This is a genomic window from Mycobacterium sp. AT1, assembly GCF_002043095.1.
GTDB lineage: Bacteria > Actinomycetota > Actinomycetes > Mycobacteriales > Mycobacteriaceae > Mycobacterium.
This window is the reverse complement of record NZ_MVOC01000004.1, coordinates 61893-85285: the sequence shown is the minus strand read 5'-3', so window position 1 is coordinate 85285 and position 23393 is coordinate 61893. Positions and strand designations below refer to the sequence as shown.

Here is a 23393-nt window from a genome sequence, read left to right as displayed (position 1 = left end):
AACTTCGATGAGCGCCGTCACACCGACAAGCGACACATAGCTCGCCGCACCGCTTTGCCCTAGAAGCGTTTGACAGCGCCCGCGGTGTCCACTTCCCACCTGGCACCGCTGCGGTCGGTGTACTGCACGGCCACGTAGTCCGCCGGTGTACCCGGCAGATCGTCCTGCTGGTAGATCACCAGCAGCTCATCGGGGGCCAGTGCGATCCGGCGCAGTTGCGCCTCTTGGTACCAGTGTTTTTGGCTCGGTCTCGGTGGTGATATCGCGAAGCCGTTGATGAATGCGGGTTTCAACTCGAGTTCTTGGCCGTGATGGATGAACTTAAGGATGTCGATGTCGAAGATTGGGTCAGCTCGACGATTGTGAATGCCGACGGATGGTGTGCGGATGGATGGACCCGCGGCTTGTGAACGGCCAAGCATCTCAGCGGTGATTCGGACCAGCCCGGCTTGCCTTTCGAGATCCGCCTGTTGCTCTCTTTCCAGACGCCTCCGATCTTCGATGTTATTTCGACGGTCGGACATCGAGATCCATAGCGCGGCGCCCGCGGCGATGAAACTCGCCAATGCGCCCAGCCACTGGCCAAAGCCTGTGTACCAGTTGACATCCTGGCCTACCGCTCGGGCGATCTGACTACCAGCCCACAGCACGATGACCGACGCGGCGGTGACGGTGACTGCCCAGAACCGAACTCCCCGCGACCGCAGGTTCAGCCTGCGCGGTGAGCGATCTACGGGCACTTTGTCGTCTGCCATGATGCGAAGTTATTCCTCGCTCGACGCGTATGGGCTGGTGACACATCGACTGAGATCGAGCTCCCTGATCGCCTCGGCCAGGTGAGTCAGACCCTCTGCCAATAGCTTCGTGCTCGGATTCTCTGTGCCCCTAGAGACCTCGCGGAACTTGTTCGCGGCGCCGGTGGCCCAAACGGCTGCGTTGTTGGCTGACGTTGTCATAGGCGGGACGGTATCGGCGGCCACCGACACCCTAGGTGCACCATCAGGCCGAGCAGGACAAGCGGGGTGGAACCCGTCGGCCACGTCTTGCGTCCAACAGACATGGGTATCGATAGCGAACTCCGAGTCATTGCGGCGCTGCGGTCTTTGGCGCAGTCCTACGGCTGGCCCGGTGGAGGGATGGAACGGGTTGATGAGTTGCTCGACACGAGGAATCAACTCACACCCGAATCATCAGTGCACGTGTCGATGTACCCGTCTTAGGTAACGTGCCCCCGGTGACCTACACGCCGCTGCCCAGGGATTCGCCCTTCTTGGCAGGGCTCGAACGTGTTTCCCGAAACGGAGGGCCGCACCGTTTCCGAGACGACGACTACATATATGAGTACGACCCAACACACGGTGGGGAGCTCGAAATTTACAACCGACAAGGATACCATCGTGGTGTAGCCAATGTAATGACTGGCGAAGTGATTAAACCAGCCGTGAAGGGGAGGAGGATCGATGTCTAGCTTTGTCGAAGACTTGCTGACAGGCGATGCGCTCCTCGATGATCTCGACGACTATGTCAACCGCTGGCATCGGGCGCCAGACGACGCCCCCGAAGCATGCATGCAGCTTCATGACTTTTTGGGGTTGACGTGGCGGGAGTACCAGACGGTTACCGAAAGACCACACTTTTTGCGCTTCGTAGTCGACGCGCGTAGACGAAATTCCGATCTCGAACACGATTTTTCTGACGTGTTGATTGCGGCCCGTGGCGAGTCCGTGGACGCGCGCGCCGTGTACGAATATCTCAAGTCCACTGGACGACTCGACTGATTTGAGCTCCGTCGGTGACGAGTTTTATCTCGTCGGTAACAATGACCCATGCCTAAAGCTGGCAGATCGAATGTCCCGCGACTACGGACATGAATTTCCAGTTCAGGTGCGACAGATGGTCACGGATCGGGCTGATCTTCTTTACGAAGACTGGGACTCCGAGCACGGATGCGAAGCCCTGACGGTCGGCCTTGAAACGGCCCGGCCACGGGTATTTCTTAGACAAGGTGCGACATTTGAACCACGGGTGCGATTCACCGTCGCTCACGAACTTGGCCACCTTGTAATCCCTTGGCATACGGGTGTGCAAGGGTGTGCCCCAAACGCATCCGCGAGCGGAGAATTTGATCAAGAAAAGGAAGCGGACACTTTCGCGGGCGGGGTTCTACTACCTTTTGGCATTGTCGAGCAGGCAATGCGCCGAGACGGTCTAGCGGCCGCATTCAGTTATTTATCTCGCGCTGGTATGTCGGCCTCAGCATTCGCCTTGTCAATGTCCCGCCACCTGTTGCCGGGGTTTTTGCTCGTAGCTGCACGCGGTGCAGGTGGTGCGCCGATGAAGGTTTGGAGCAAAGGCTCGGCAGCATTTCAGGTCAAGGACCGGGCCGCCGCCGAGGCCGGATCGCTTGACCACGGCAGCGTCGCCCTTGCAGGCAAGAGCGTGTACTGGTTTCGCTATGTGAGCCAGCGAGGGCTGCCACCCCCAGACGACGATTCCCGGACCACCTCCGAGATTCTCCGGGATGCCGTCGAGTGGTCTGGGTGGGGAGGGCCTAACCGAGACGAGCTGCTCAAGTCCATCCAGGGAATCATCAGCGGGAAGCTGAGCACACCGAGGGTGACTTCGCCGGAGGCGATTTACGCGACTCTCGTGCACATCACCGAAGCTGACGCAAGGATCCCATCGGACGTCCGAGCGACGGAGGACTTCGATCTTTTTCTCTCGAGAAAAGCGCGAGCGCGGTCGGCCAAGTTGCTGAGCTGAGGTGGTCGTCGGCAAGACATCATGCGCCCCGACACGAACAAGATCGCCAACGTCGGTCGGGAGGCTTCCCATTCAGAAGCCAATGAGCTAAGTTGATCGTCCGTCACAAGCAGTGACGTGCAGTGAGGAGCGCATCATCTTCTGATTTTAGTTAGGCCCCGGACATGGTCACACGGGTGACCTATGTCCGGACCCCGAGAGGGGACGGCCTAACTAAATAGAGGAGGTGAGTATGGATCCCATCCTGCTGGTAGCTCAGCTGCAGCTCTTGGTCATGATCGTTCAGCTCTACAAGATGTTCTGATAGCGATAGCTAACTTCAAGCCCCGGCGGACAACCCGCTGGGGCTTTTTACTTTGTTGCCCAGCGATTGCCCACAATCTGCCCACAGTTACAGATACTTCTCGTTAGTCAACGTTATGTGTTTTCGCATGAATTACCACGTGAAAGTCGCTGTCCAGCAGGCTGTTTCGCCTTTGCAAGGCAGATGTCAGGAGTTCAAGTCCCCTAGGCTCCACAATCGCTCACGCAGGTCAGGCCGCATATGTTCTAGCCTGTTCTGCTGTCAGGCATCGTCCGTGCCCACGCTTTTGCCCACAATCCCCGGTAACTTCGCGGGCGAGTAGAGCGCACAACGGTCGGATGTCGAAAATTGACCATCGGCGGGGCTGTCTTCCGCTGCCCGCGTGGAGCGAATGCTTGTCATCCATCGCGGTGATGCGGTTCGGTGAGAACGCATTTGAGGGTCAGTTAGACGTCTCGAGCGGCGGAGGCGGGCACAGATCAATTCCGGTGCACGTCCGAAACGACGGGGATGCGATGCTTTCGGAGACGGACCCGGGCGCGTTCCTGTTCGTCACGCAGGGATCTTGACGGGCTCAGCCGCGATACCCAGGCTCGATTCAGAGTCGCTAATTTGGCGCCAAGTTCACATCGTCGACTCCACCCTTGGTGTCTTTCGTCGTGGTCACATCGCGACATTCGCCGAATACTTCGAGGCCGCGTGTCGTGTCGGCGACGCTCTGCGGGTCGAACACTACGACGACGCCATCCTTCTTCAAAGCCGTCCCGTGCGTTGAAAACCCGGAGTCGTTGCTCCAACCCGCACTTTCGAGCCGATGCACCATGTCGAAGATTTCTGCTTGAGATGCCTCTGGGCTTGCAGCGAGCGGATAGCCGATCATCATCTGACCACGAAACGGCGCATCGTCTTGGTCGTTACACGACGCGTGCCACACCGCGGGTTGAATTGCCTTGAGCCCCAACGTGGTGACGACCTCGCGTGCGGCATCCACGACTTGCGCCTTGGATTGCTCCGGGGTCAACGGATTCGACACACCGCCATTGCCGATTGCGCTCACTGCATCACATCCTGAAATCACTATCGCTGCCGCTAAAATGGTGACTGTCTTCATTCTCAACATATTCGCCTGTCGCACAACGTGATCAACACCTATATCTACTTGTGGTTGTGGCCTGACGTACCCGGCCGCAACAGCTCCGGGTCAGTCAGGCTTGTCGGCAGGCCAAAGCCACTCAGAAGGCTGTTGCGATGCGCCGCGGTCATCCCGTCGTGTTCAAGGGCGTCGCCGTGCCCCGAGACGATGTCGGACATGCTTAACAACGATTCACTACCGGGTGTGTAGTACTGACTGTGGTCGCTGAGCGGGAAGGTGATGCCAGGCACCTCCGCCTTGAATCGAGTGGCGCCGAAGTCATCCATGGCGGGGTCAGCGCCGAGTGAGACGGTGAAGTCAGTACCCGGAACGTGGATTTGCGGAATCTGACCTAGGTGGGTGATGGGGTCAGCAGACGAAGCGCCGACGTAGAGGTGACCGCCCTCATTGAGGTGGAAGTCAGCTGCGCTCTTGGCCATGTCAGTGCCAGGGCATCCCACGAGAACGACGTCGTCGGTCTTCATGCCGTAACCGGCGGCGGCGTCGGACACGGTGGTCGACCCGTAGGAGTGGCCTAGAACCGTCATGTGGCCGTCACCATCGTGGGTTGTGTTGAGCGCGTTGACGTCTGCCGCTAAGAGTTGACCGCCTTCGTGTGCGAGGCCCACCGTGCCGATGCGCGGGTCGATCGGTGAATCGGGTGCGTCGTATCCCATCCAGGCGACGACGGCGGTCGGTTTGTTCGGGTCGGCGGCTTTAGCTTCGTTGTAGAGGTCGGTCGCGTTGTCTTGGCCTAACCAGCCCTGTCCGACGCTGTTGCCAGTGCCCGGGACGACGACGGCGGTGTTGGGGGAGTGGTCTGGGTCGCCGATGGCGATGGCTGCGCGTCCGTCGCCCTTGAACTGCTCGGGTTCGTAGATTTGCAGGAACGTGGGCGCGCGGGTCTTGCGGGCGTCGTCCTTCAGTGCCTGGTCGACCTTGAGGGCGTTGTCATAGCGGTTCATCATTTCCCCGGCCATGCCGTACTTTTCGGGGTGGGCCAGAACTTCTTCGGTCGTTACGCCGCGCGCTTGGGCGACCTCGGCGGGGCGGTCGATGTCCTGCTGCATGATCATCTTGTTCGCGGTGCTTCGGTCTGCGACGGGGATGCCGTTGAGGTTGCCCAACTTGTCGGGCCACTTCTTGAGCAGGTCGTCGCGTTCGGCTTGGTTGAGCGACTTCCACCAGTTGTTGACGTCCTTGGGGTCCTTGCCCACCGGGATTTGGGAGCCGTCATCGTATTTCGGTGACTCGGGAAGGCCGCCGGGCCCAAAGTTGGCCGGCGCGAAGTCCAGTCCTTGGACGGCGTTGCGGAGGTTCTGACTCAGTTGGCGGTCTGTGGTGTCGAAGTTGGCGAGGAGCGTCTTGAGGATTACCGAGTTGGTGGCCGCGATTTGTTGCAACTTCATCGCGTTGGCAGGGCTGAATTTGCCGTATTGGTCGAGAGCGCTTCCTCGACGCACGGACACGGTTCCGTCAGGCCCGACCTGCCAGCCTTGCGCCTTGAGTTGCGATACCGATTGGGTCAGGGTGGTCTTCGTCTGACCTAGCGCGGCGCCGCCGTCGCGGAGGACAGACTGTGCCCGGTCGAGCGCATCCTTGATCTGCTGCATCCGCTGCAGCGTGGGGTTGGCCTTCTCCATCGCGGCGTCCGACCCGGCGCCTCGCCATCCTTCACGCAATCCGTTGAGATTGGCACGCTGACGGTCGATCTGGCTCGACAGGCCTTCTGCTTTCCGGCCTACGTCTGCCGCCGATTGAGTCAACCCTTCTGGACGGGAGCCCTCAACTTGCGGAATGGTCACCGGCATAACGAGGCGCCCATCATTGTGTGAACTTAGCGAGCCGACGCCCGAGTTCTTCGTCAGTTCCGCGGTAGTGGTTCGCGGCGGCAGTCAACTTGTCGGCGTGATCGGCCAGCTCTTGGTGGACCACACTGGCCGCTGAATCCAGCAGAACGCTCACGGACCGGCAGGCGCCCTCAGTCAGAAGTCCAGCCATGCCAGTGCCCGCGTCGGCCACGGACGCACCGGAGCGCATACTCGACAGAAACGAGCCGATCTCGGCTTGAACCGAAGCGGCGGCCCGAAGCTGATCCGGCCGAACCCGTAAGTGACCTCCCACAAAGCGATCGTAAACCCGCGGTCTTACGTCGGAGGGCGGCAAATAGTCGTACCCGGCGGGCTGCCGATCAATGGAACGCGGGTGCTGACTAAGGTCGGTTTTGCCGCAAACCAGCATCAAGGGGGTTACATCGTGGTCGAACATGCCCAGTTGGAGCAATGGTGGGCATGTCTAACTGGTGGCCAGCAAGACAAGTTAATAATGGCCGTTCGGTCGTACCCAGCCGACCCATCAGTCTTGGCTGTGCTGCACTCGACAGGCTGCCCCATCCCCGGTGGCTGGACATTGACGTCGTGGACGTCGGTGCCCAATTCGCAGTCGCTGGCCTTGCATGGTCCGCTAGAAAAATTCATATCAGAGAAAGACGGCCCTGCCGACCGGTACACCGGACCTCCCGACTGGTTCGAAGAATTAAGCTATCGAGACCTTGCGGCAATCCTTCATGACGCAGAGGCCAAACTATCTCCGATCGCCGCCGCAGTATTGGCGGGAAAGCCGTTGGGCGCGAAGATTGTTGACCAACAGGAGAGGATGGGCGCGGCGCGGGCACCACGCGCCAAATTCCTCGAACCACAGCAACAGGCCGAGGTTGTAGCAACCCGTGAGCACTTCAACTCGTGGTGGTACGGGACGCCGCCCGACGCGCAGAAAGCACTACTCGGTAGCAAGAAAACGGCTTGGATGGCGCCCGGTGAGCTCCGAGACGAAGTGGAGCGTCTGGGGCAATTCGCGCACCTGGCAGATGGCCGGCATGACGACGGGCGACCGTTCAAGCTGCCAACGATCGTGCAGGCTTACCTCGCGATGAGACTGAGCGTCGACTAGCCCTGGGAACGCGCACCCTCATGGTCGTATGTGCAGCGGGATAGAAACGGTGGCTCCGCCGACAGACACCAGGCACACCCACCGACCGTCGAATGGAACGGCCAAACGTATTCCGTACAGCTAAAACGCTATTTCACCGGCAAAAGCCTCAGGGCTAATCTTCAGTGGAAAGTCGTAGAGAGCTTCGTCGTTGGGCGGTATGAGTTCCAGTTGGACAATTGGTTCAGATGATTGGTCTGGCGAATGTTGCAGCAGCACAACCAAATTCGACTAGAATAGTCGGGCTGCACCAACCTTGAATTCAGTGACGACTCCGCCTCGTACGTTCAGCTTGCTCTCAATGGCCGTCGCCTTATCGGCGAAGAAGGCCTCCGTGACGATCACCTGGCCGACGCCTTCCCGGACGTCAGCTGCGCTGCTCTAGAGCCGCGATCCGATCCTCCAGTGATCTTGTGTACGTGCGCAGCGATGTCTCCAGCGTGCCCGTGACCGCTGAGCTGCTGCGCATGGTCATCACCTGCCCCTCCAGTTGTCCGACAATCTTCACTAGGTGATGAGTGACTGCATAAGCCGCCTCTCCTGGGGACATATCGAGTTCGTCGAGCATCTCGTTCGCCGCCGTGACCAAGGCTTTAGTCGCTGGACCGCAGCCTTCCGGGGCGGTGTACTTCGTGAGTTCGCTGGCCATCATTTCCCCCGTGTTCCGTGTTGAGCTAAGGCTAGATTCCGTAGGTGCTAGACATGCGAACTTCAGACCCCAACTTCACACTCGCTTCACGTCAAGCGTCTGCACCGCTTCGGCGAGCTGCGTCAATCCCTCGGCGAGGAGCTTCGTCGTCGGGTTCTCTGTAGTCCCGCGACCTCGCGGCACTTGTTGGCCACGGTCACAGCCCACGGTGCTGCGTAACTCATGGCCGCCGACCGGCACCGACAAAGGCGGTCGGGCTTCACCCGTCGTGTCGCTTGAACGGTCTAATGTCCGGCTGTGCACCTCGCCAGCGCACAGCACCGCGCCTTGGCGCGTCCAAACAACACGTTGCCGGATTCGTCTAGGGCCGAGCCTGCAGCAAGCCCTGGCGCGCCTCGGCCTCGGTCACTGAGGCGACAGAAATATGCAGGATGGCTGTCAGCGACTGAAATTCGGGCCGCGCTTTCACCTGCTCGATCGTCGTCGCTCGGACAGTGGTCTGCTTCCTGTCAGATTCGATGCATAGAACGCCGAAGGCTTCGCTATGCGCGTCATGCTGGAGTTTTGCACCAGTCATTGCGCGCGTCTGCATACGAAGCTGTCTAGCCTCATCTGCAGCGAACCCGTACGTGTCTACTTGGGTCTCGATCCATTCATCACGGCCTTCAGGAAGGCGGACTGTTGTTGGCGTGTTGGCGCCCTGCCACAATCTGCCTATGAATCCTTGGGTGTCGGGATAAGATTCGCGCCCTACCTTCGCGTACTCCTCGTTGGGCGATACGCGGCCCACCAGGTAGAAACAGCCGTTGCCGTGGCGATACACGGATAGACGCGTATCCGTCCGATATATATCCAACGACTTAGCCATGTCACGCAGTAGGACATTTACTACCGCGATCAAATTAACTGTTCGCTTCGTTAAGCTCTCTTCGAGCTCTTCGATTCTGGCGGCATGACGAGAATTCTCTTCCGTTAATCTCTCAAGGGTCGGACGGTGTCTAGTGCGGTCATAGAGTATTGCGCCAGCGGCCAGAAGTAGACCTACTCCTAGGAGGGTAAATACCAATGCGCGGTGCCACGCCCACGATGCGGCAACGCCAGCAGATGCCAAAATGACGACGCTCAACGTTGTAAGTAGATCCGCAAAGTACTCTTTGAATCGAAACTTCCATCGCTGGCCCGTGGTCATTTCGGCAGGTTGAACCGATGCCAAAACCAAGCCCCCCAATGCGGATCAGGCGAGAATTAGCTCTCTTTGCCGCTCACGCCAATGCGAACTATGCGGCGAACCACTGAGAAGCGCCTTGATTGCGGAAGCAGCCTCCTCAGCGTCGGCGTCAGCCTGCGCGAGATCGCTGCTGGACATTGCGAGAGTGATTAGTATGCTGTCGCGCTCACCGAAGTCGACGGTAACGTCTTTTACTCGGTACCGGATCTTGTCGAAGTTCGCTAGGCACTCTCGGACCTCCTTGATCGCTTCATCTCGGCTTTGCCCCCGGACTCCGAAATGTGCACTTGACCGGACACCCATGATCGACTGCCTCTCTTCTATAACCTCCGAGGTTATACCTGCTGCGATAAATGCCAAGTATGTAGTAAGCCTACGGGGTCAGCTAGGGAAACCTGGGAACCTGCAGGTCTTCAGCGCGTGCCAACGCGCAAGCACGGCTCTGGCAGCAATGTATCCCCAGCACCGGGGTAGCTCGACGGCCCGGTGCGCCGGGCTTCGAGCGCGTGTTGTTGTTCGGTTTATGCAGACTCACACCCGGGCGACCAACCCATGCGTCCGTAGGACCAAGGATCGGAAGCCGGGCGTCGTAGACGCTCGTTATCGGTCAAATCCACTGCCGTGATGACGGGGCGCCCTGTTGTTCGGCGCAGGATCGCAATCAGAAGGTTCTCCCTCTGTGCACTGTCGAGCGTCCATAAGGACAGCATCGACAGACGGTCAATTCCGTAGTCGGCCAACATGGCGTCTCGGAACGCCGGGTCCAAATTCGACCAGTGGCGCAGGATGTCGGTGCAGATCTCGCTGTCGCGAAGTTCGTCGTGTGCTGCGTCCATCCGAGTCCCTCCTGTGTGGACTCAGAATAGCGGAACAATGCCCAAATGGCGGTTAAGACTCCTCGCTACGGTGCGCAGGCAGAAGGAGCGCATCAATGTCACTTGTGTCGAACTGCATGACCTGTGCTCTTCGCACCGCGGCGTCAGGACCCATCAGATTCGCTAAATCGTTCGCGAAACGACGGACCGTTCCAGCGTTATCTGGCCCATGGCTATCAAGCGCGAACTCTACGTGGACGCACGCCCCCTGGATACCTGCCATTGGATTCCTACCTGCGAGGTGCGCGCTAACAACCCTCAGTAGTCCCCGGTGGGCCGTCACACCTGGCGGCATGGCTATGACGATTGAGCCGAACACGCGTGAGCGCAGGAGGCGTTGCTGATGCTCTTGGGCAACACTGAGGTCCTCTAGCGAGGCTGCGCTCGGCGCGCTTGCGCAGTCGCGCGTAAGTTTCTCCCGATCTGCGCAAAGAATCGAAAATAGACTTCCGTCCGTGCCGGACCGCCTGCCCATAGCGAAAGTATCGCCGTTAGCACCGACAAAATTGCGATAGACACGCCCGCCCCAGCCGTGATTGCGCGTTAGAAATCCGTCACGGGAGCATCCCCTCTACGTAAACTTGCGACATGGCAGGTGATGAGCCGATAGGAGGCGGGACGCCGCCGCTGGAGGTCACCTGCGAACAGGTCGCGGCCGCCGCTGGCGTCTCTCCGCCGCGGATTCGTCAGCTCGCGTACGAAGCTGCTGATCACGCAGTCCCGCCGCCCAACAGACTCCTGCCAGGTCGGAAGGTCCGTGCCAAGTGGTACTTGCAGTTCGGCCCAGCTAAGGCTTACGCCCACGCGAATACTGGCCGGAGCCCAAAGATCTCCTGGGACGAGATTCTCGGGGAGGTGCAGGGCCGCGCAACGGCGGAGATTTCAACCGCCGGAGCCGGCGATGAGGCAAAGGTGGATGCTGAGATCGCGGAGCTGCGCGCTCGGTTGGAGGCCGCGGAAGCAACGATCAAGTCGTGGCAGGACGCTTGGGGAGAACAGCGAAGGCTCGCGGTCGACCGCAGACGCGTGGCTGATGCTGCGCGCTCAGATGCCACGAAACACCTTGCCGGTCTACTAACGGCAATGCAGGGTGCTGACGATAGTCGGCTTGGCGAAATTTACGATCTTGAAGACAAGCTTGCTCAGGCTCTGATGCCGGAGGGGCCGTCTGCGCTCTAGCGATCGAAACGATCTCACACAGAGGCCGCCCACGTCCTGCCCACAGCTAACGATAACTGGAACGAACTTCACTGACCTCTTTCGGTAGGTGACGACAATCGAGAATCGTTCACCAGCAACATGTTTCGCCTTTGCAAGGCAGATGTCAGGAGTTCGAATCTCCTAGGCTCCACAAGCATTTTTCTCCCCCGTCTGGGGACGCAGCGTCAACATCCGATGAGGGCTCGCGCCTACCGCTCCAACCCCTCGATGAGGGCGAAGCGCGCACGGGCGACGATGGCGTTGGACGCCCGGCAGACTCCGCGTTGACCCGAGGCGGCGTAAAGGATCCCGCCCCACTCCCCCAGCGTCCATTCTCCGGACGGCTCGACCGTCAGGTAGGGGCCATGGTGGTCATCGAAGAGATACACCGTCCACGGCGAGTCCAACAGGCCCTGCTGACGCGCGAGGAACGTGACGTCGGCGACGTTGCGCGCCAATGCGTCCCAATTGGCCCGCTCCCGAATCAGATTCGCCGCCGCAAAGGCCCGGTCGTCTTGCGACCGCGACGGCGAACTCAGGGCTTCGGCGTCGCGTCGACGCTCGGCGGCAGCGGTGACGGCTCGGGCTGCGTCGAGCGCCTGATGATGGAGAACGACACGGCGCCGACGGCAAGCACCGCCACGCCCACCCCGATCACCACGGCCGGCTTGGGGCGACGCTTCGTCCGGCGGGCCTTCTTCAACGCATCGGGAAGGCTGGTGACGACTTCCTGGGCGGCCGCGAGCTCGCTGGCGATGACTTCCTGGGCGGCGGCGAGATCCTTCGTCAGCTGGCTCTTGAGCCGGTCGCGTCGATAGCGATTGGCCACCCATCCCACCGATGACCGCGTCGAGTTCAGCGCAACGCCGACCGCTCCCCTGGTCACGTCGACCGGACCGACCGTCGAGTACTTCAAACCGCGGGCGAGGCGTGCCGACGGGGTCAAACGGGCGGCACTGGTGGTCGAGCTCATGCGTAAGCCTCTCTGCGGGGGACGTCCGGCGACCACCCTATTGTGTGCCCGATTGGAGGGGGCGGAACTCGCTAGTGAAACGCGAAATGGCACACTGGCATCCCGTGACGAGTCCCATACAGACAGCAACCGCGACCCTGCACACCAACCGCGGTGACATCAAGATCGCGCTCTTCGGAAATCACGCCCCCAAGACCGTCGCGAACTTCGTCGGTTTGGCCCAGGGCACCAAGGATTACAGCACCGAGAACGCGTCGGGCGGCACCGAGGGCCCGTTCTACGACGGCGCAGTGTTCCACCGCGTCATCTCCGGTTTCATGCTCCAGGGCGGCGACCCCACGGGCACCGGACGCGGCGGACCCGGCTACCAGTTCGCCGACGAGTTCCACCCCGAGCTGGCCTTCGACAAGCCGTACCTGCTGGCCATGGCCAACGCGGGCCCCGGCACCAACGGCTCGCAGTTCTTCATCACCGTCGGCAAGACGCCGCACCTGAACCGCAAGCACACCATCTTCGGTGAGGTCGTCGACCCCGATTCGCAGGCCGTCGTTGACGCCATCGGCAGCACGCCGACGGGCCCGGGCGACCGCCCGACCGAGCCGGTCGTGATCGATTCGATCACCATTTCCTGACCCAGTTCCAACCGATGCGCCCCGCGGGTGAATCTCGCGGGGCGTCTTCGTGTGCGGGTGGTTACCTGCCGGCGTAGCCGGCGGCGGTCAACGCGTCGAGGACGTCGAGTGGATCGGTGCCGAGATCCCAGCGGGTGAACACCAGCAGACGGTCGTCGGCGACGGTGTCGATCTCGAGCAGGCGCACCTTTCGTCCGATCCGTCGGAACTCCGTGATGCGGATCTTCGCGACGTCGTTGCGGGCGAAAACGTGAGTGCCGAACCAGCCGCGCACGGCTAATCCGGCATCGGTGATTGCCAGTTTTGGTCTGGCTCGCCACGACATGCCCGCAAACGTCAGCAGACCCACCGCGGCAATGCCGGCAAGGACACGTCCCGGCACGTCTGTGACCAGCGTCACAGCGGCAATGGCCATGGCTAGACCGACGGCGCCAGCGGCGGCGATGCCCCCGGTCGAGGGGCCCCATTCAGTTTGCTGCATTGGGTATTACCACCCCGTATGCGCGCTTGATCAAGTTATCCACAAGTGCTATCCCCAATGGGGATGAATCACATCCATGTGATTGGGTGACGGGCAGGTTGCGGGCAGGAGAACGCAACGCGACGACGGCGGATCGATCCTGGTGACGGTGTCGCTCATCGCCAACGCATCGTGAGCAACAGCCCGGTGATCATGAAGGCAAACGCGATCGCGTAGTTCCACTGCGCCAGATTGGCCATCCAGGCCAGGAAGCTGGGAGCGTCGACGGGGTTGGTCGCGGCCAGCTGGAACACCAACAACCACACCAGGCCGAGGAGCATCAGGCCGACGAACAACACCACGAACCAGACGCTCGACGGGCCAACCTTGACCTTGACCGGCGTCCGACTGACGGGGCTGATCGTGAAGTCGTTCTTCTTGCGAACCTTGGACTTGGGCATGGTTACCTTCGGGCAGTTGGCGCCACGCGAGCTATGCGGTGCGACGATGGAGCGGATGCAACCCAGAGCCTAACGCAGCACCGTGCGGGGAGGAGAAACCATGGCTCGTGCGGGCCGGTCCCCCTGGCGCTTCGGCGTGCCCGTCGTCTGCCTTTGTGCAGGGTTGTTGTTGGCCACCACCCACACCGTGTCCGGCGGCAGCGAGATCCGCCGCAGCGACGCGCCGCGGCTCGTGGACCTGGTCCGTGATGCGCAGGCGTCGGTCGACGGATTGTCCGCGCAGCGCGAACGGCTGGTCGACGAGGTCGACAACCATCACGGCGGCAACGCGTCGGCTGCGCTCACCGCGCTGACCCAGCGGGCCGACGCGCTCACGGCCGACGCCGGTCTGGTGGCCGTGCACGGGCCTGGTCTTGTCGTCACGCTGAACGACGCCCAGCGCGACGCCGAGGGCCGGTTCCCCGGCGACGCGTCGGCCGACGACCTCGTCGTCCATCAACAGGACATCGAGGCGGTCCTGAACGCGATGTGGAGCGCGGGCGCGGAAGCCATTCAGATGCAGGATCAACGGATCATCGCCACCTCCGCTCCCCTGTGCGTCGGCAACACCCTTCTGCTCAACGGCCGCACGTACAGCCCGCCCTATGTGGTCACCGCGATTGGTGACGCCTCTGCGATGCAGGCGGCCCTCGCCGCGTCGCCGATGGTCGAGCTCTACAAGCGGTACGTGCTGCGGTTCGGGCTCGGCTACACCGAGGAACGCCAGGCCGACGCGAACGTCGTCGCCCATCCCCCGGCGGTGCGCATGCGCTACGCGAAGCCGGCCGGCCCCCTCGGCTACTGACCTCTTGCGGATTCGGCGCGCTCACCCGCGCTGACCGCGGATGAACGCGCCGAAATCGCGGGGGGTGGTGGTCGGATAACCTGGGCGGATGCGTGTTCTCGTCGTCGACAACTACGACAGCTTCGTGTTCAACCTGGTCCAGTACCTCGGACAGTTGGGCGTGCATGCCGACGTGTGGCGCAACGACGACCCGCGACTGGCGTCCGAGGCCGACGTCGCCAAGGCCGCCGAGGACTTCGACGGCATTCTGCTGAGCCCTGGGCCGGGCACCCCGGAGCGGGCTGGCGCGTCGATCCCCCTCGTCCACGCCGCCGCGGCCGCGTCGACTCCCCTGCTCGGCGTGTGCCTCGGGCACCAGGCCATCGGGGTGGCCTTCGGCGGCACGGTGGACCGCGCACCGGAGCTCCTGCACGGCAAGACCAGCAGCGTGAATCACGCGAATGTTGGTGTGCTGAAAGGACTTCCGGATCCGTTCACGGCGACGAGGTACCACTCGCTGACGATCCTGCCCGAGACGATGCCCGCCGCCCTCGAGGTGACGGCGCGGACGTCGGGCGGCGTGGTGATGGGCGTGCAGCACGTCGAGCTACCGATTCACGGTGTGCAGTTCCACCCCGAGTCCATCCTGACCGAGGGCGGGCACCGGATGCTGGCCAACTGGCTGGCGGCGTGCGGTCAACCGCTCGACGAGGGTCTGGTCGGCACGCTCGAGCGCGAGGTCGCCGATACCGTGCGGACGGCTACTGCGCGAAGCTGATCGTGACCGGATCGCCGAACTTCAACGGGGTTCCTGCCGACGGACTCATCGTGGCCACCGAGTTGGTGGGATAGCCGCTGTTCTGCGCGTTGGGGAGCTTGTTCAATTCGCCGGTCCACCCCATCGACCGCAGCAGTGGTTCGGCGTCGACCCAGAACTGCCCGAGCAGCGACGGCATCGTGAACTGGTTGCCGCGCGACACCTGCAGCTGGATCGGCGTGTCCACGGGCACGTCGGGGGTGTTGGCCGCCGGAAGGGTCCCCATCACCTGACCCTTGGTGTTGGCGAGCCCGTCGACCTCGACCGGGATGGGCGGTGCGGTGAATTCGTTGGCGACGAGGATCTGCGTCGCCACTTCGACGGTCTGGCCGGCGACCGACGGGACCGTCTTCTTGTTCGGTCCGCTGCCGATGACGATCGTGATGACGTTGGTGATGGCCGACGACGAGTTGGCCACCGGGTTGGTCACCAGCACCCGGTCCTTCTGCTCCGGCAACGACGCAGACAACTGCTGCTGGATCTTCTCGAAGCCGGCGGCCCGTAGCTTGGTCGAGCATTCGGAGAAGGTGACGCCCGCGCAGTCCGGCACCTCGGCCTGCTGTGGACCGGTCGACACGTTGATGGTGATCTGGTCGTCGCGGGCGGCAGCGGTGTTGGCCGCGGGGTCGGTGCTGATGACGTCGCCGACGGGCACCTCGGAGTCCGGCTGCTGGCTGCGGACGGTCTTGAAGCCGAGGTTCTGCAGGGAGACGACGGCCTCGTCGTACTTCTGGCCGCGCAGGTCTGGGATCTGGACGTCGCGCGGGTTGCCGCCGACGAAGTTCAGCAGCACCGTCACGACGACGGTGAGCACCGCGAGCACCGCGACGATGGCGAACCACCGGCCGATGGCGGGGTTGCGCTCCTTGGGCACGTGGGTGCGCTGATGCGTCGGGATGTTCTCGGTCGGCTGCTGGTGGCGGCCGATCAGGGGGCTGGCAGCCAACAACGACGTCCGCTCGGCGTCGGTGAACACCTTGGGCGCCTCGGGCGCTTCGCCGCTGTGCACGCGGATCAGGTCGGTGCGCATCTCGGCGGCGGTCTGGTAGCGGTTGTCGGGGTTCTTGGCCAGTGCCTTGAGCACGACGGCGTCCAGGTCGGGGGTCAACACCGGGTTGCGCTCCGACGGCGGGACCGGGTCTTCGCGGACGTGCTGGTAGGCCACGGCGACGGGGGAGTCACCGACGAAAGGTGGTTCGCCGGTGAGCAATTCGTACAGCACACAGCCCAGGGAGTACACGTCGGAGCGGGCGTCGACCGTTTCGCCGCGTGCCTGCTCGGGGGACAGGTACTGCGCGGTGCCGATGACCGCGGCGGTCTGGGTGACGCTGACGCCACCGTCGTGCAGCGCGCGGGCGATGCCGAAGTCCATCACCTTCACGGCGCCGGACTTGCTCATCATGATGTTGGCGGGTTTGACGTCGCGGTGGATGATGCCGTGCTGGTGGCTGAAGTTCAGTGCCTGGCAGGCGTCGGCGATGATCTCGATGGCTCGACGGGGTTCGAGGGGGCCGTCGTTGTGCACGATGTCGCGCAGCGTGACGCCTTCGACGTACTCCATCACGATGTAGGGCAGTGGCCCGGTCGCGGTCTCGGCCTCACCGGTGTCGTACACCGCGACGATGGCGGGGTGGTTCAGCGCGGCCGCGTTCTGCGCCTCGCGGCGGAAGCGAAGGTAGAAGCTCGGATCCCTCGCGAGGTCCGCGCGCAGCACCTTGACCGCAACGTCACGGTGCAGCCGCACGTCGCGGGCGAGATGAACCTCCGACATGCCACCAAAGCCGAGGATTTCTCCCAGTTCGTAGCGGTCGGACAGGTGCTGAGGGGTGGTCATCGATACATCTGTTCTGCGAGTGAAGGCCCGCTGAGGCTGGGCATGGCGCCCGGCGTTGGCGGAGGTACCGAGACCACCGTGGTGCTGGTCTCGGTGGACGGGGCCGTCTTCTTGTCGTTGCGATCCTGGACGTTGAGGACCATGAGGATCGCAATGATGATGGCGAGGGCGCCGAGCACACCTGCCGCCCACAGCAGCGCGCGCTGACCGGGTGAGAACGTGCGCTTCGGGGGAGGCGTGCGATGGCTGCCGGTCGGCGGCCGGGTGGTGCGGACGCTGGCCGTCGGAGGCCGGCCGTAGTCGGGGACCGCGCGGGTCTGTGCGGTCGACGGGATGGCGGCCGGGGTGGCCCGGCCGATGCTCGGCGCATGGTTGGGCCGCGGGGGTCTGCGGCCGGCGCGGACCGCGGCGACGGCGTCGGCGAACGAACCGCCGGTGCGGTACCGCTGGCCGGGCTCCTTGAGCAGGCTGATCTCGATCAGCTCGCGGACGTTGGGCGGGATGTCGGCAGGCAGCGGCGCCGGCTGCTCCTTGATGTGCTTCATCGCGACGGTCAGCGCGCCCTCACCGATGAACGGTCGGCGACCGGCCACGGATTCGTAGCCGACGACGCCCAGCGAGTAGACGTCACTGGCAGGGGTGGCGTCGCGGCCGAGCGCCTGCTCGGGAGCGATGTACTGCGCGGTGCCCATGACCATGCCGGTCTGCGTGACGGGCGCGGCGTCGACGGCCTTGGCGATGCCGAAGTCGGTCAGCTTCACCTGGCCGGTCGGGGTGATCAGGATGTTGCCCGGCTTGACGTCACGGTGCACCAACCCGGCGGTGTGCGCGACCTGCAGCGCCCGCCCGGTCTGCTCCAACATGTCGAGGGAGTGCCGAAGCGACAGTCGCCCAGTGCGTTTGAGCACCGAGTTGAGCGGCTCGCCGGTGACCATCTCCATCACCAGGTAGGCGGTGCGGGCGTCCTCGAGCTCGGTCTCGCCGTAGTCGTAGACGCTGGCGATGCCGGGATGGTTCAGCATGGCCACGATTCGGGCCTCGGCGCGGAACCGCTCCACGAACTCGGGGTCAGAGGAGAACTCGGCCTTGAGCACCTTGATGGCGACCTGGCGTCCGAGGCGGGCGTCGAGGGCTTCCCACACCTGGCCCATACCGCCCGTCGCGATGAGTCGCTGAAGACGGTAGCGGTCGGACAGCGTCACTCCGACGCGCGCGGTCATGATCCCTCCCGCAGGGCCGCGGCAATGGTTGCCCGGCCGATCGGCGCAGCGAGTGCGCCACCGGTCGCGGACAATCGGTCCCCGCCATTCTCCACTAGGACCGCGATCGCGACCTTCGGCGCCTTGGCAGGGGCGAAGGCGATGTACCAGGCGTGGGGCGGGGTGTTCCGCGGATCGGAGCCGTGTTCGGCCGTTCCGGTCTTGGAGGCGATCTGCACGCCCGCGATGGATCCCGTCTGCTGGGTCGCCTGCTCAGCGTCGATCATCAGGTCCGTAAGTGTAGTGGCGACCTGCGGAGACACCGCACGACGAAGCTCATTGGGGCTGGTCGAGCTGATGTTGGCGAGGTCGGGTCCCTTGAGGTCCTCCACCAGGTACGGCTGCATCGTCACGCCGCCGTTCGCGACGGTCGCGGCGACCATCGCGTTCTGCAGCGGGGTGACGGCGACGTCCTTCTGGCCGATGCTCGACATCCCCAAGGCGGCGTCGTCACCGATGGGGCCGACGGTCGACCCGGCCACCTGGAGCGGGATGGGTGGGGGAGCGGTGTCGAGCCCGAACGCCTGCGCGGTACTGCGCAGCTTGTCGGCGCCGGTCTTGATGCCGAGGTCGACGAATGCCGTGTTGCACGACTTCGCGAACGCCGTGCGCAAGCTGGCGGTCGGGCCGTTGCCGCACGTGGCGCCGCCGTAGTTCTCCAGCGTTGCGGTGCTGTCGGGCAACGGGATTCGAGCCGCCGCGGTGACCTGGGTGTCGGGGGTGGCGCCGTTCGCGAGTGCCGCCGCCGTGGTGATCACCTTGAACGTCGACCCTGGCGGGTAGGTCTCGGAGATGGCGCGGTTGACCAGCGGCGACTCGGGGTCGTCCCGCAACTGCTGCCAGGAGTCGGATTGCACGTTGCCGTCGTGTGAGGCCAACAGGTTTGGGTCATATGACGGTGACGAGACCATCCCGAGGATCTTTCCGGTGGACGGCTCCAATGCCACGACCGAGCCCTTGCATGGGCCGCCGTTGCACCCCTTCTGCATGGCATCCCAGGCGGCTTGCTGTACCTGTGGATTGATGGTGGTGGCGACGTTCCCGCCGCGTGGATCGCGGCCGGTGAAGAAGTCGGCGAGCCGACGGCCGAACAGGCGTTCGTCGGAGCCGTTGAGGACGGTGTCCTCGGCGCGCTCCAGCCCGGTGCTGGAGTACAGCAGCGAGTAGAAGCCGGTCACCGGGGCGTACGCCTTCGGGTTGGGGTACACCCGCAGGAAGCGGAAGTGCCCGTCGGTCGAGGTGGAGTAGGCGAGCAGCTGCCCGCCGGCCGAGATCTGGCCGCGCTGACGGGAGTACTCGTCGAGCAGCACCCGCTGGTTGCGGGGGTCCGACCGGAGCCCGTCGGCCCGAAAGACCTGTGTCAGCGTGGCATTGGCCAGCAGCAGCACGATCAGGCCCATGATGGCGATCGAAATACGTCGCAGTGAGGTGTTCATACGCGCCCGATCACCTCCGTGTGCGCCGCGGCGATCGGGGTGGCGTTGGGGGCCTTCGCGTCCAGTGGGCGGCGGGCCGAGTGGGAGATGCAGATCAGGATCGCCAACAGGACGTAGTTGGCGATCAGCGAGGATCCGCCGTAGGACAGCCACGGCGTGGTGAGGCCGGTCAGCGGGATCAGCTTGGTGACGCCGCCGACGACGATGAACAGCTGGATCGCCAGCGTGGAGGCCAGCCCTGCGGCGAGCAGCTTGCCAAAGCTGTCGCGCACGGCCACCGCGGTCCGCAGGCCGCGGATGACCAGGATCGTGTACAGCATCAGGACGCCGGCGAAGCCGACGAGGCCGAGCTCCTCACCGATCGCGGCGATGATGAAGTCCGTCGACGCGGCGGGGACGGTGCCGGGCTGGCCGTTGCCGAGGCCGGTGCCGAAGATGCCGCCGGTGGCGAAGCTGAACAGCGACTGGACCATCTGGTAGCCGGCCCCGTCGGGGTCGGCGAACGGGTCGAGCCAGGTCTCCACGCGCACCCGGACGTGTCCGAAGGCGTGGTACGCGACGACGCTGCCGACGGCAAAGAGGCTGAGCCCCAACAGAACCCAGCTGATCCGATCGGTCGCGATGTAGACGAGCACCAGGAACGAGGCGTACAGCAGCAGCGAGGTGCCGAGGTCCTTCTCGAAGACCATGACGCCAACCGACGCGATCCAGGCCGCCAGCAGGGGCGCCAGGTCGCGCGGCCGGGGCAGGTTCATCCCGAGGATGTGCTTGCCGGCGCTGGTGAACAGGCTGCGCTTGGCCACCAGAACGGACGCGAAGAAGATCAGCAGCAGGATCTTGGAGATCTCGGCGGGCTGAATGGAGAAGCCGTGGAAGCGAATCCAGATCTTCGCACCGTTCTCCTCGGAGATCGAGCTGGGCAGGATCGCCGGAATCAGCAGGAACACCAGGCCGACCAGTCCGCACACGTAGCCATACCTGGCCAGCATCCGGTGGTCGGTGAGGAAGGCGACGACGAGGCAGAACGCCACCACGCCGACCAGCGTCCACAGCATCTGCTGGTTGGCGCTCGGGCCGCGGGGGCCGTCGACGCCGAGCGCACCCTCGGCGAGGTCGAGACGGTGAATCATCACCAGTCCCAAGCCATTCAGCAGCGCCACCACCGGAAGCAGCAGCGGATCGGCGTAGGGCGCGAAGCGGCGGACGGCCACGTGCGCGGCGCCGAAGAGGGCGAGGTACCCAAGCGTGTACTGCGCCAGGTCCCAGCTGAGGCCTTGTTCCTGGTTGGCCTCCACGATGAGGAGCGCGACGGTGGTGATCAGTGCGGCGAATCCGAGCAACATCAGTTCGGAGTTGCGCCGGTTGGGCAATGGCGGAACAACGGTCACCGGTGCCTGAGGCTGCGTGCTCATGACGCCGTCCGGCAGTCGGTGCCCGGCTTCTGTGGCGGCGGCGGGAGAGCCGTGCCGGTGGGCGTCGGCGTCGGTGGCGGCGCGGTCACCGTGGTCGGGGCATCTGGCGCAGGACTTCCCACGGTGGTGCTCGGGGCGGCCGACGTCGTCGACGGTGTCCCGGACGCACTGGACGGGGGAGGGGGCGGAGTCGGGCTCGGGGCCGGCGGCGGGGTGGACGTCGTCGTCCGCGCGGACGCCGGCACGCAGATCGGCAGCACCGAGGACTGGGCAAGCTCCCTGAGCTGGCGGATGGCCTCGTCGAGCGTGCCGCCGGGAAGACCGGCGGTCACCTGGGCGCGTTCGGATTCGCGAAGGTCGGCGACCTGCAGGGGCTTGCAACCGCCGCGGGCGTCGTCGACCCCGATGTTGGTGATCGAGTTGCGGGAGTCCAGGCACGCGATCTGGAATTTCTCCTGCAGCGACATTCCCGCGACGCTGCCCTGCACCCCACGCATGATGTACACGGAGCCGTCGCTCTCGGCGACGTAGTAGTTGTTCTGAATGACGGTGCGGCCCACCGCAAGTCCCGCGAGCACCAACACCAGCAGAAGCAATGCGACGAAGATCATCGTCCGACGCGAACGCGGCTTCTTGACCGGTGCGGCGGGTGCGACGGCGGGGCGATTGGCTGCCGCCGCGACGCGCTTGGGGTTGAAGGCCGACGCCCGACCGGCCGCGGTGTTGGGGGGTGCGCTCTGGTCGTCCTGTCCGGACACCGCGCCCGCCAGAATCGGTTGGGTCTGGCCGTATTCGTAGTCGACGACGTCGGCGACCACCACGGTCACGTTGTCGGGACCGCCGCCGCGCAAGGCCATCTCGATGAGCCGGTCGGCACTCTCGGTGACGTCGGGGATCTGCAGCGCTTCCAGGATGGTGTCGAAGCTGACCGGGTCGGACAGGCCGTCGGAGCACAACAGATAGCGGTCACCGGCGTGGGCTTCGCGCACGGTCAAGGTGGGCTCGACCTCGTGGCCGGTCAACGCCCGCATGATCAGCGACCGTTGCGGGTGGCTGTGGGCCTCGTCGGCGGTGATGCGGCCCTCGTCGACCAGGGTCTGGACGAAGGTGTCGTCCTTGGTGATCTGGGTGAGCTCACCGTCGCGCAGCAGGTACCCGCGGGAGTCGCCGACGTGAACCAGGCCAAGTCTGTTTCCCGCGAACAGGATTGCGGTGAGGGTGGTGCCCATGCCCTCGAGGTCGGGATCGGCGTCGACGTGCCCGGCGATCGCCGAGTTTCCTTCGTGGACCGCGGCGTTGAGCTGACTGAGAAGGTCCCCGCCCGGCTCGTCGTCGTCGAGGTGGGCGAGTGCGGCGATCACCAACTGGGAGGCCACTTCACCGGCGGCGTGGCCGCCCATGCCGTCGGCCAGAGCGAGCAGGCGCGCCCCGGCGTACACCGAGTCTTCGTTGTTGGCACGCACCAGGCCGCGGTCGCTGCGGGCCGCGTATCGGAGGACGAGACTCATGGGCGCAACTCGATCACGGTCTTGCCGATCCGCACCGGCGTGCCCATCGGAACCCTTACCGCCGTCGTCACCTTCGCCCTGTCAAGGTATGTACCGTTGGTCGATCCTAGGTCCTCGACGTACCATTCCGACCCTCGTGGGGACAGCCGCGCGTGCCGTGTCGACGAATAGTCGTCGGTGAGCACCAGCGTCGAGTCGTCGGCGCGACCGATCAGCACGGGCTGGGCACCCAACTGAATGCGCGTGCCCGCCAACGCCCCTTCGGTCACCACCAGTTGGCGCGGGGTGTTGCGACGCTGGCCGCGGCTGGGCAGCAACGTCCCGCGCAACGCGAGCCCACGCTTTACCATCACCGCACCCGTGGGGGCGTAGATGTCGGTACGCAGGATCCGAAGCACGGACCAGATGAACAGCCACAGCAGCAACAGGAAACCGACGCGTGTCAGCTGCAGCACTATCCCCTGCATCTGACGTCCTCTCCGTCACCGTCCCGATGTCGCCGTGTCGGCGTCACCGCACCGCTTCCCGGGCCGCGTCGCGACCGACCTGCGGCTGACTCAGCCGTCGTCGGCAACGTCACGATACTTGGGCCGGTGACGGGTGCAAGGCACGAGTACGGGCTTGGCCTCCAGCCGTCAC

The 23393-nt window shown here is 63.9% G+C and carries 26 protein-coding genes; 8 read left to right on the top strand and 18 right to left on the bottom strand.

Annotated features, from left to right (window positions below; all coding sequences use genetic code 11):
* Positions 1-59: 59 nt before the first annotated feature.
* A complete protein-coding gene (locus B1790_RS02020; protein ID WP_079921464.1) occupies positions 60-755 on the bottom strand; it encodes a hypothetical protein in 696 nt (231 codons plus the stop codon).
* Between the two features lie 470 nt (positions 756-1225).
* On the opposite strand from B1790_RS02020, the gene B1790_RS35750 reads away from it, so the two are divergent.
* Together B1790_RS35750 and B1790_RS02005 are read left to right on the top strand one after the other, a co-directional pair.
* The gene (locus tag B1790_RS35750) at positions 1226-1468 is read left to right on the top strand and encodes a colicin E3/pyocin S6 family cytotoxin (protein WP_369832269.1); all 243 of its coding nucleotides are present in this window, start codon (positions 1226-1228) and stop codon (positions 1466-1468) included.
* On the top strand, positions 1461-1778 hold the full coding sequence (locus B1790_RS02005; RefSeq protein WP_079921462.1) for a hypothetical protein: 318 nt from the start codon (positions 1461-1463) through the stop codon (positions 1776-1778). The genes B1790_RS35750 and B1790_RS02005 overlap by 8 nt, the downstream gene beginning before the upstream one ends.
* Before the next feature lie 52 nt (positions 1779-1830).
* Here B1790_RS02005 and B1790_RS02000 read toward each other — a convergent pair whose 3' ends face one another.
* Positions 1831-2058: a hypothetical protein gene (locus tag B1790_RS02000; protein WP_142270966.1), complete on the bottom strand. Its 228-nt coding sequence runs from the start codon at positions 2056-2058 to the stop codon at positions 1831-1833.
* Between the two features lie 276 nt (positions 2059-2334).
* Between B1790_RS02000 and B1790_RS01995 the strand changes: the two genes are divergently transcribed.
* A complete protein-coding gene (locus B1790_RS01995) occupies positions 2335-2763 on the top strand; it encodes a hypothetical protein (RefSeq protein ID WP_079921460.1) in 429 nt (142 codons plus the stop codon).
* Positions 2764-3674: 911 nt separating this feature from the next.
* On the opposite strand, the gene B1790_RS01990 is transcribed toward B1790_RS01995, so the two are convergent.
* From B1790_RS01990 to B1790_RS01980, 3 genes are read right to left on the bottom strand one after another with little or no spacing between them, the layout of a single operon-like run.
* Positions 3675-4178 carry a hypothetical protein gene (locus B1790_RS01990; protein WP_233164894.1) on the bottom strand — a complete coding sequence of 168 codons (504 nt, stop codon included), beginning with the start codon at positions 4176-4178 and terminating at the stop codon, positions 3675-3677.
* Between the two features lie 44 nt (positions 4179-4222).
* A complete protein-coding gene (locus B1790_RS01985; RefSeq protein WP_079921458.1) occupies positions 4223-6010 on the bottom strand; it encodes an alpha/beta hydrolase in 1788 nt (595 codons plus the stop codon).
* A 13-nt stretch (positions 6011-6023) separates the two neighbouring features.
* Entirely contained in the window at positions 6024-6440 is a 417-nt protein-coding gene (locus tag B1790_RS01980; protein ID WP_079921473.1) for a type VII secretion target, read from the bottom strand.
* Between B1790_RS01980 and B1790_RS01975 the strand changes: the two genes are divergently transcribed.
* On the top strand, positions 6405-7148 hold the full coding sequence (locus B1790_RS01975; RefSeq protein ID WP_198951887.1) for a hypothetical protein: 744 nt from the start codon (positions 6405-6407) through the stop codon (positions 7146-7148). The two genes, B1790_RS01980 and B1790_RS01975, sit on opposite strands and share 36 nt — an antisense overlap.
* A gap of 406 nt (positions 7149-7554) precedes the next feature.
* Here B1790_RS01975 and B1790_RS01970 read toward each other — a convergent pair whose 3' ends face one another.
* The 3 genes from B1790_RS01970 to B1790_RS01955 all read right to left on the bottom strand — a co-directional run bounded on the left by B1790_RS01970 (position 7555) and on the right by B1790_RS01955 (position 9900).
* Entirely contained in the window at positions 7555-7836 is a 282-nt protein-coding gene (locus B1790_RS01970) for a hypothetical protein (RefSeq protein WP_142270965.1), read from the bottom strand.
* Positions 7837-8197: 361 nt separating this feature from the next.
* Complete coding sequence (locus B1790_RS34045; protein ID WP_142270964.1) at positions 8198-9025, bottom strand: hypothetical protein; 828 nt, start codon at positions 9023-9025, stop codon at positions 8198-8200.
* Between the two features lie 560 nt (positions 9026-9585).
* The gene (locus B1790_RS01955; RefSeq protein ID WP_079921453.1) at positions 9586-9900 is read right to left on the bottom strand and encodes a hypothetical protein; all 315 of its coding nucleotides are present in this window, start codon (positions 9898-9900) and stop codon (positions 9586-9588) included.
* A gap of 627 nt (positions 9901-10527) precedes the next feature.
* Between B1790_RS01955 and B1790_RS01950 the strand changes: the two genes are divergently transcribed.
* The gene (locus B1790_RS01950; RefSeq protein ID WP_079921452.1) at positions 10528-11118 is read left to right on the top strand and encodes a hypothetical protein; all 591 of its coding nucleotides are present in this window, start codon (positions 10528-10530) and stop codon (positions 11116-11118) included.
* 230 nt (positions 11119-11348) lie between these two features.
* Here the strand turns inward: B1790_RS01950 and B1790_RS01945 are convergent, their stop codons facing one another.
* Both B1790_RS01945 and cwsA read right to left on the bottom strand, forming a co-directional pair.
* On the bottom strand, positions 11349-11597 hold the full coding sequence (locus B1790_RS01945) for a hypothetical protein (protein ID WP_079921451.1): 249 nt from the start codon (positions 11595-11597) through the stop codon (positions 11349-11351).
* A gap of 77 nt (positions 11598-11674) precedes the next feature.
* Positions 11675-12112, bottom strand: coding sequence for a cell wall synthesis protein CwsA (gene cwsA / locus B1790_RS01940; RefSeq protein WP_079921450.1), 438 nt, complete (start codon positions 12110-12112; stop codon positions 11675-11677).
* A gap of 104 nt (positions 12113-12216) precedes the next feature.
* Between cwsA and B1790_RS01935 the strand changes: the two genes are divergently transcribed.
* Complete coding sequence (locus tag B1790_RS01935; RefSeq protein ID WP_142270963.1) at positions 12217-12744, top strand: peptidylprolyl isomerase; 528 nt, start codon at positions 12217-12219, stop codon at positions 12742-12744.
* Between the two features lie 61 nt (positions 12745-12805).
* Here the strand turns inward: B1790_RS01935 and B1790_RS01930 are convergent, their stop codons facing one another.
* Both B1790_RS01930 and crgA read right to left on the bottom strand, forming a co-directional pair.
* Positions 12806-13225 carry a PH domain-containing protein gene (locus tag B1790_RS01930; protein WP_079921449.1) on the bottom strand — a complete coding sequence of 140 codons (420 nt, stop codon included), beginning with the start codon at positions 13223-13225 and terminating at the stop codon, positions 12806-12808.
* Positions 13226-13380: 155 nt separating this feature from the next.
* A complete protein-coding gene (gene crgA / locus B1790_RS01925; protein WP_079921448.1) occupies positions 13381-13665 on the bottom strand; it encodes a cell division protein CrgA in 285 nt (94 codons plus the stop codon).
* 100 nt (positions 13666-13765) lie between these two features.
* Between crgA and B1790_RS01920 the strand changes: the two genes are divergently transcribed.
* Complete coding sequence (locus tag B1790_RS01920; RefSeq protein WP_079921447.1) at positions 13766-14509, top strand: DUF881 domain-containing protein; 744 nt, start codon at positions 13766-13768, stop codon at positions 14507-14509.
* An 88-nt stretch (positions 14510-14597) separates the two neighbouring features.
* The gene (locus tag B1790_RS01915) at positions 14598-15266 is read left to right on the top strand and encodes an aminodeoxychorismate/anthranilate synthase component II (protein WP_079921446.1); all 669 of its coding nucleotides are present in this window, start codon (positions 14598-14600) and stop codon (positions 15264-15266) included.
* Here B1790_RS01915 and pknB read toward each other — a convergent pair.
* From pknB to B1790_RS01885, 6 genes are read right to left on the bottom strand one after another with little or no spacing between them, the layout of a single operon-like run.
* Positions 15250-17139: a Stk1 family PASTA domain-containing Ser/Thr kinase gene (gene pknB / locus B1790_RS01910; protein ID WP_079921445.1), complete on the bottom strand. Its 1890-nt coding sequence runs from the start codon at positions 17137-17139 to the stop codon at positions 15250-15252. The genes B1790_RS01915 and pknB overlap by 17 nt on opposite strands.
* On the bottom strand, positions 17136-18359 hold the full coding sequence (locus B1790_RS01905) for a protein kinase (RefSeq protein ID WP_079921444.1): 1224 nt from the start codon (positions 18357-18359) through the stop codon (positions 17136-17138). Before B1790_RS01905 ends, pknB begins: the two co-directional genes overlap by 4 nt.
* Positions 18356-19834 (bottom strand): D,D-transpeptidase PbpA, encoded by a 1479-nt coding sequence (gene pbpA, locus B1790_RS01900; protein ID WP_079921443.1) that lies wholly within the window; start codon positions 19832-19834, stop codon positions 18356-18358. The genes B1790_RS01905 and pbpA overlap by 4 nt, the downstream gene beginning before the upstream one ends.
* Complete coding sequence (locus B1790_RS01895) at positions 19831-21246, bottom strand: FtsW/RodA/SpoVE family cell cycle protein (RefSeq protein ID WP_079921442.1); 1416 nt, start codon at positions 21244-21246, stop codon at positions 19831-19833. Before B1790_RS01895 ends, pbpA begins: the two co-directional genes overlap by 4 nt.
* Positions 21243-22754 carry a PP2C family serine/threonine-protein phosphatase gene (locus B1790_RS01890; RefSeq protein ID WP_079921441.1) on the bottom strand — a complete coding sequence of 504 codons (1512 nt, stop codon included), beginning with the start codon at positions 22752-22754 and terminating at the stop codon, positions 21243-21245. The genes B1790_RS01895 and B1790_RS01890 overlap by 4 nt, the downstream gene beginning before the upstream one ends.
* Positions 22751-23221, bottom strand: a complete 471-nt coding sequence (locus B1790_RS01885) for an FHA domain-containing protein (protein WP_056551509.1) — start codon at positions 23219-23221, stop codon at positions 22751-22753. The genes B1790_RS01890 and B1790_RS01885 overlap by 4 nt, the downstream gene beginning before the upstream one ends.
* Between the last annotated feature and the right edge of the window lie 172 nt (positions 23222-23393).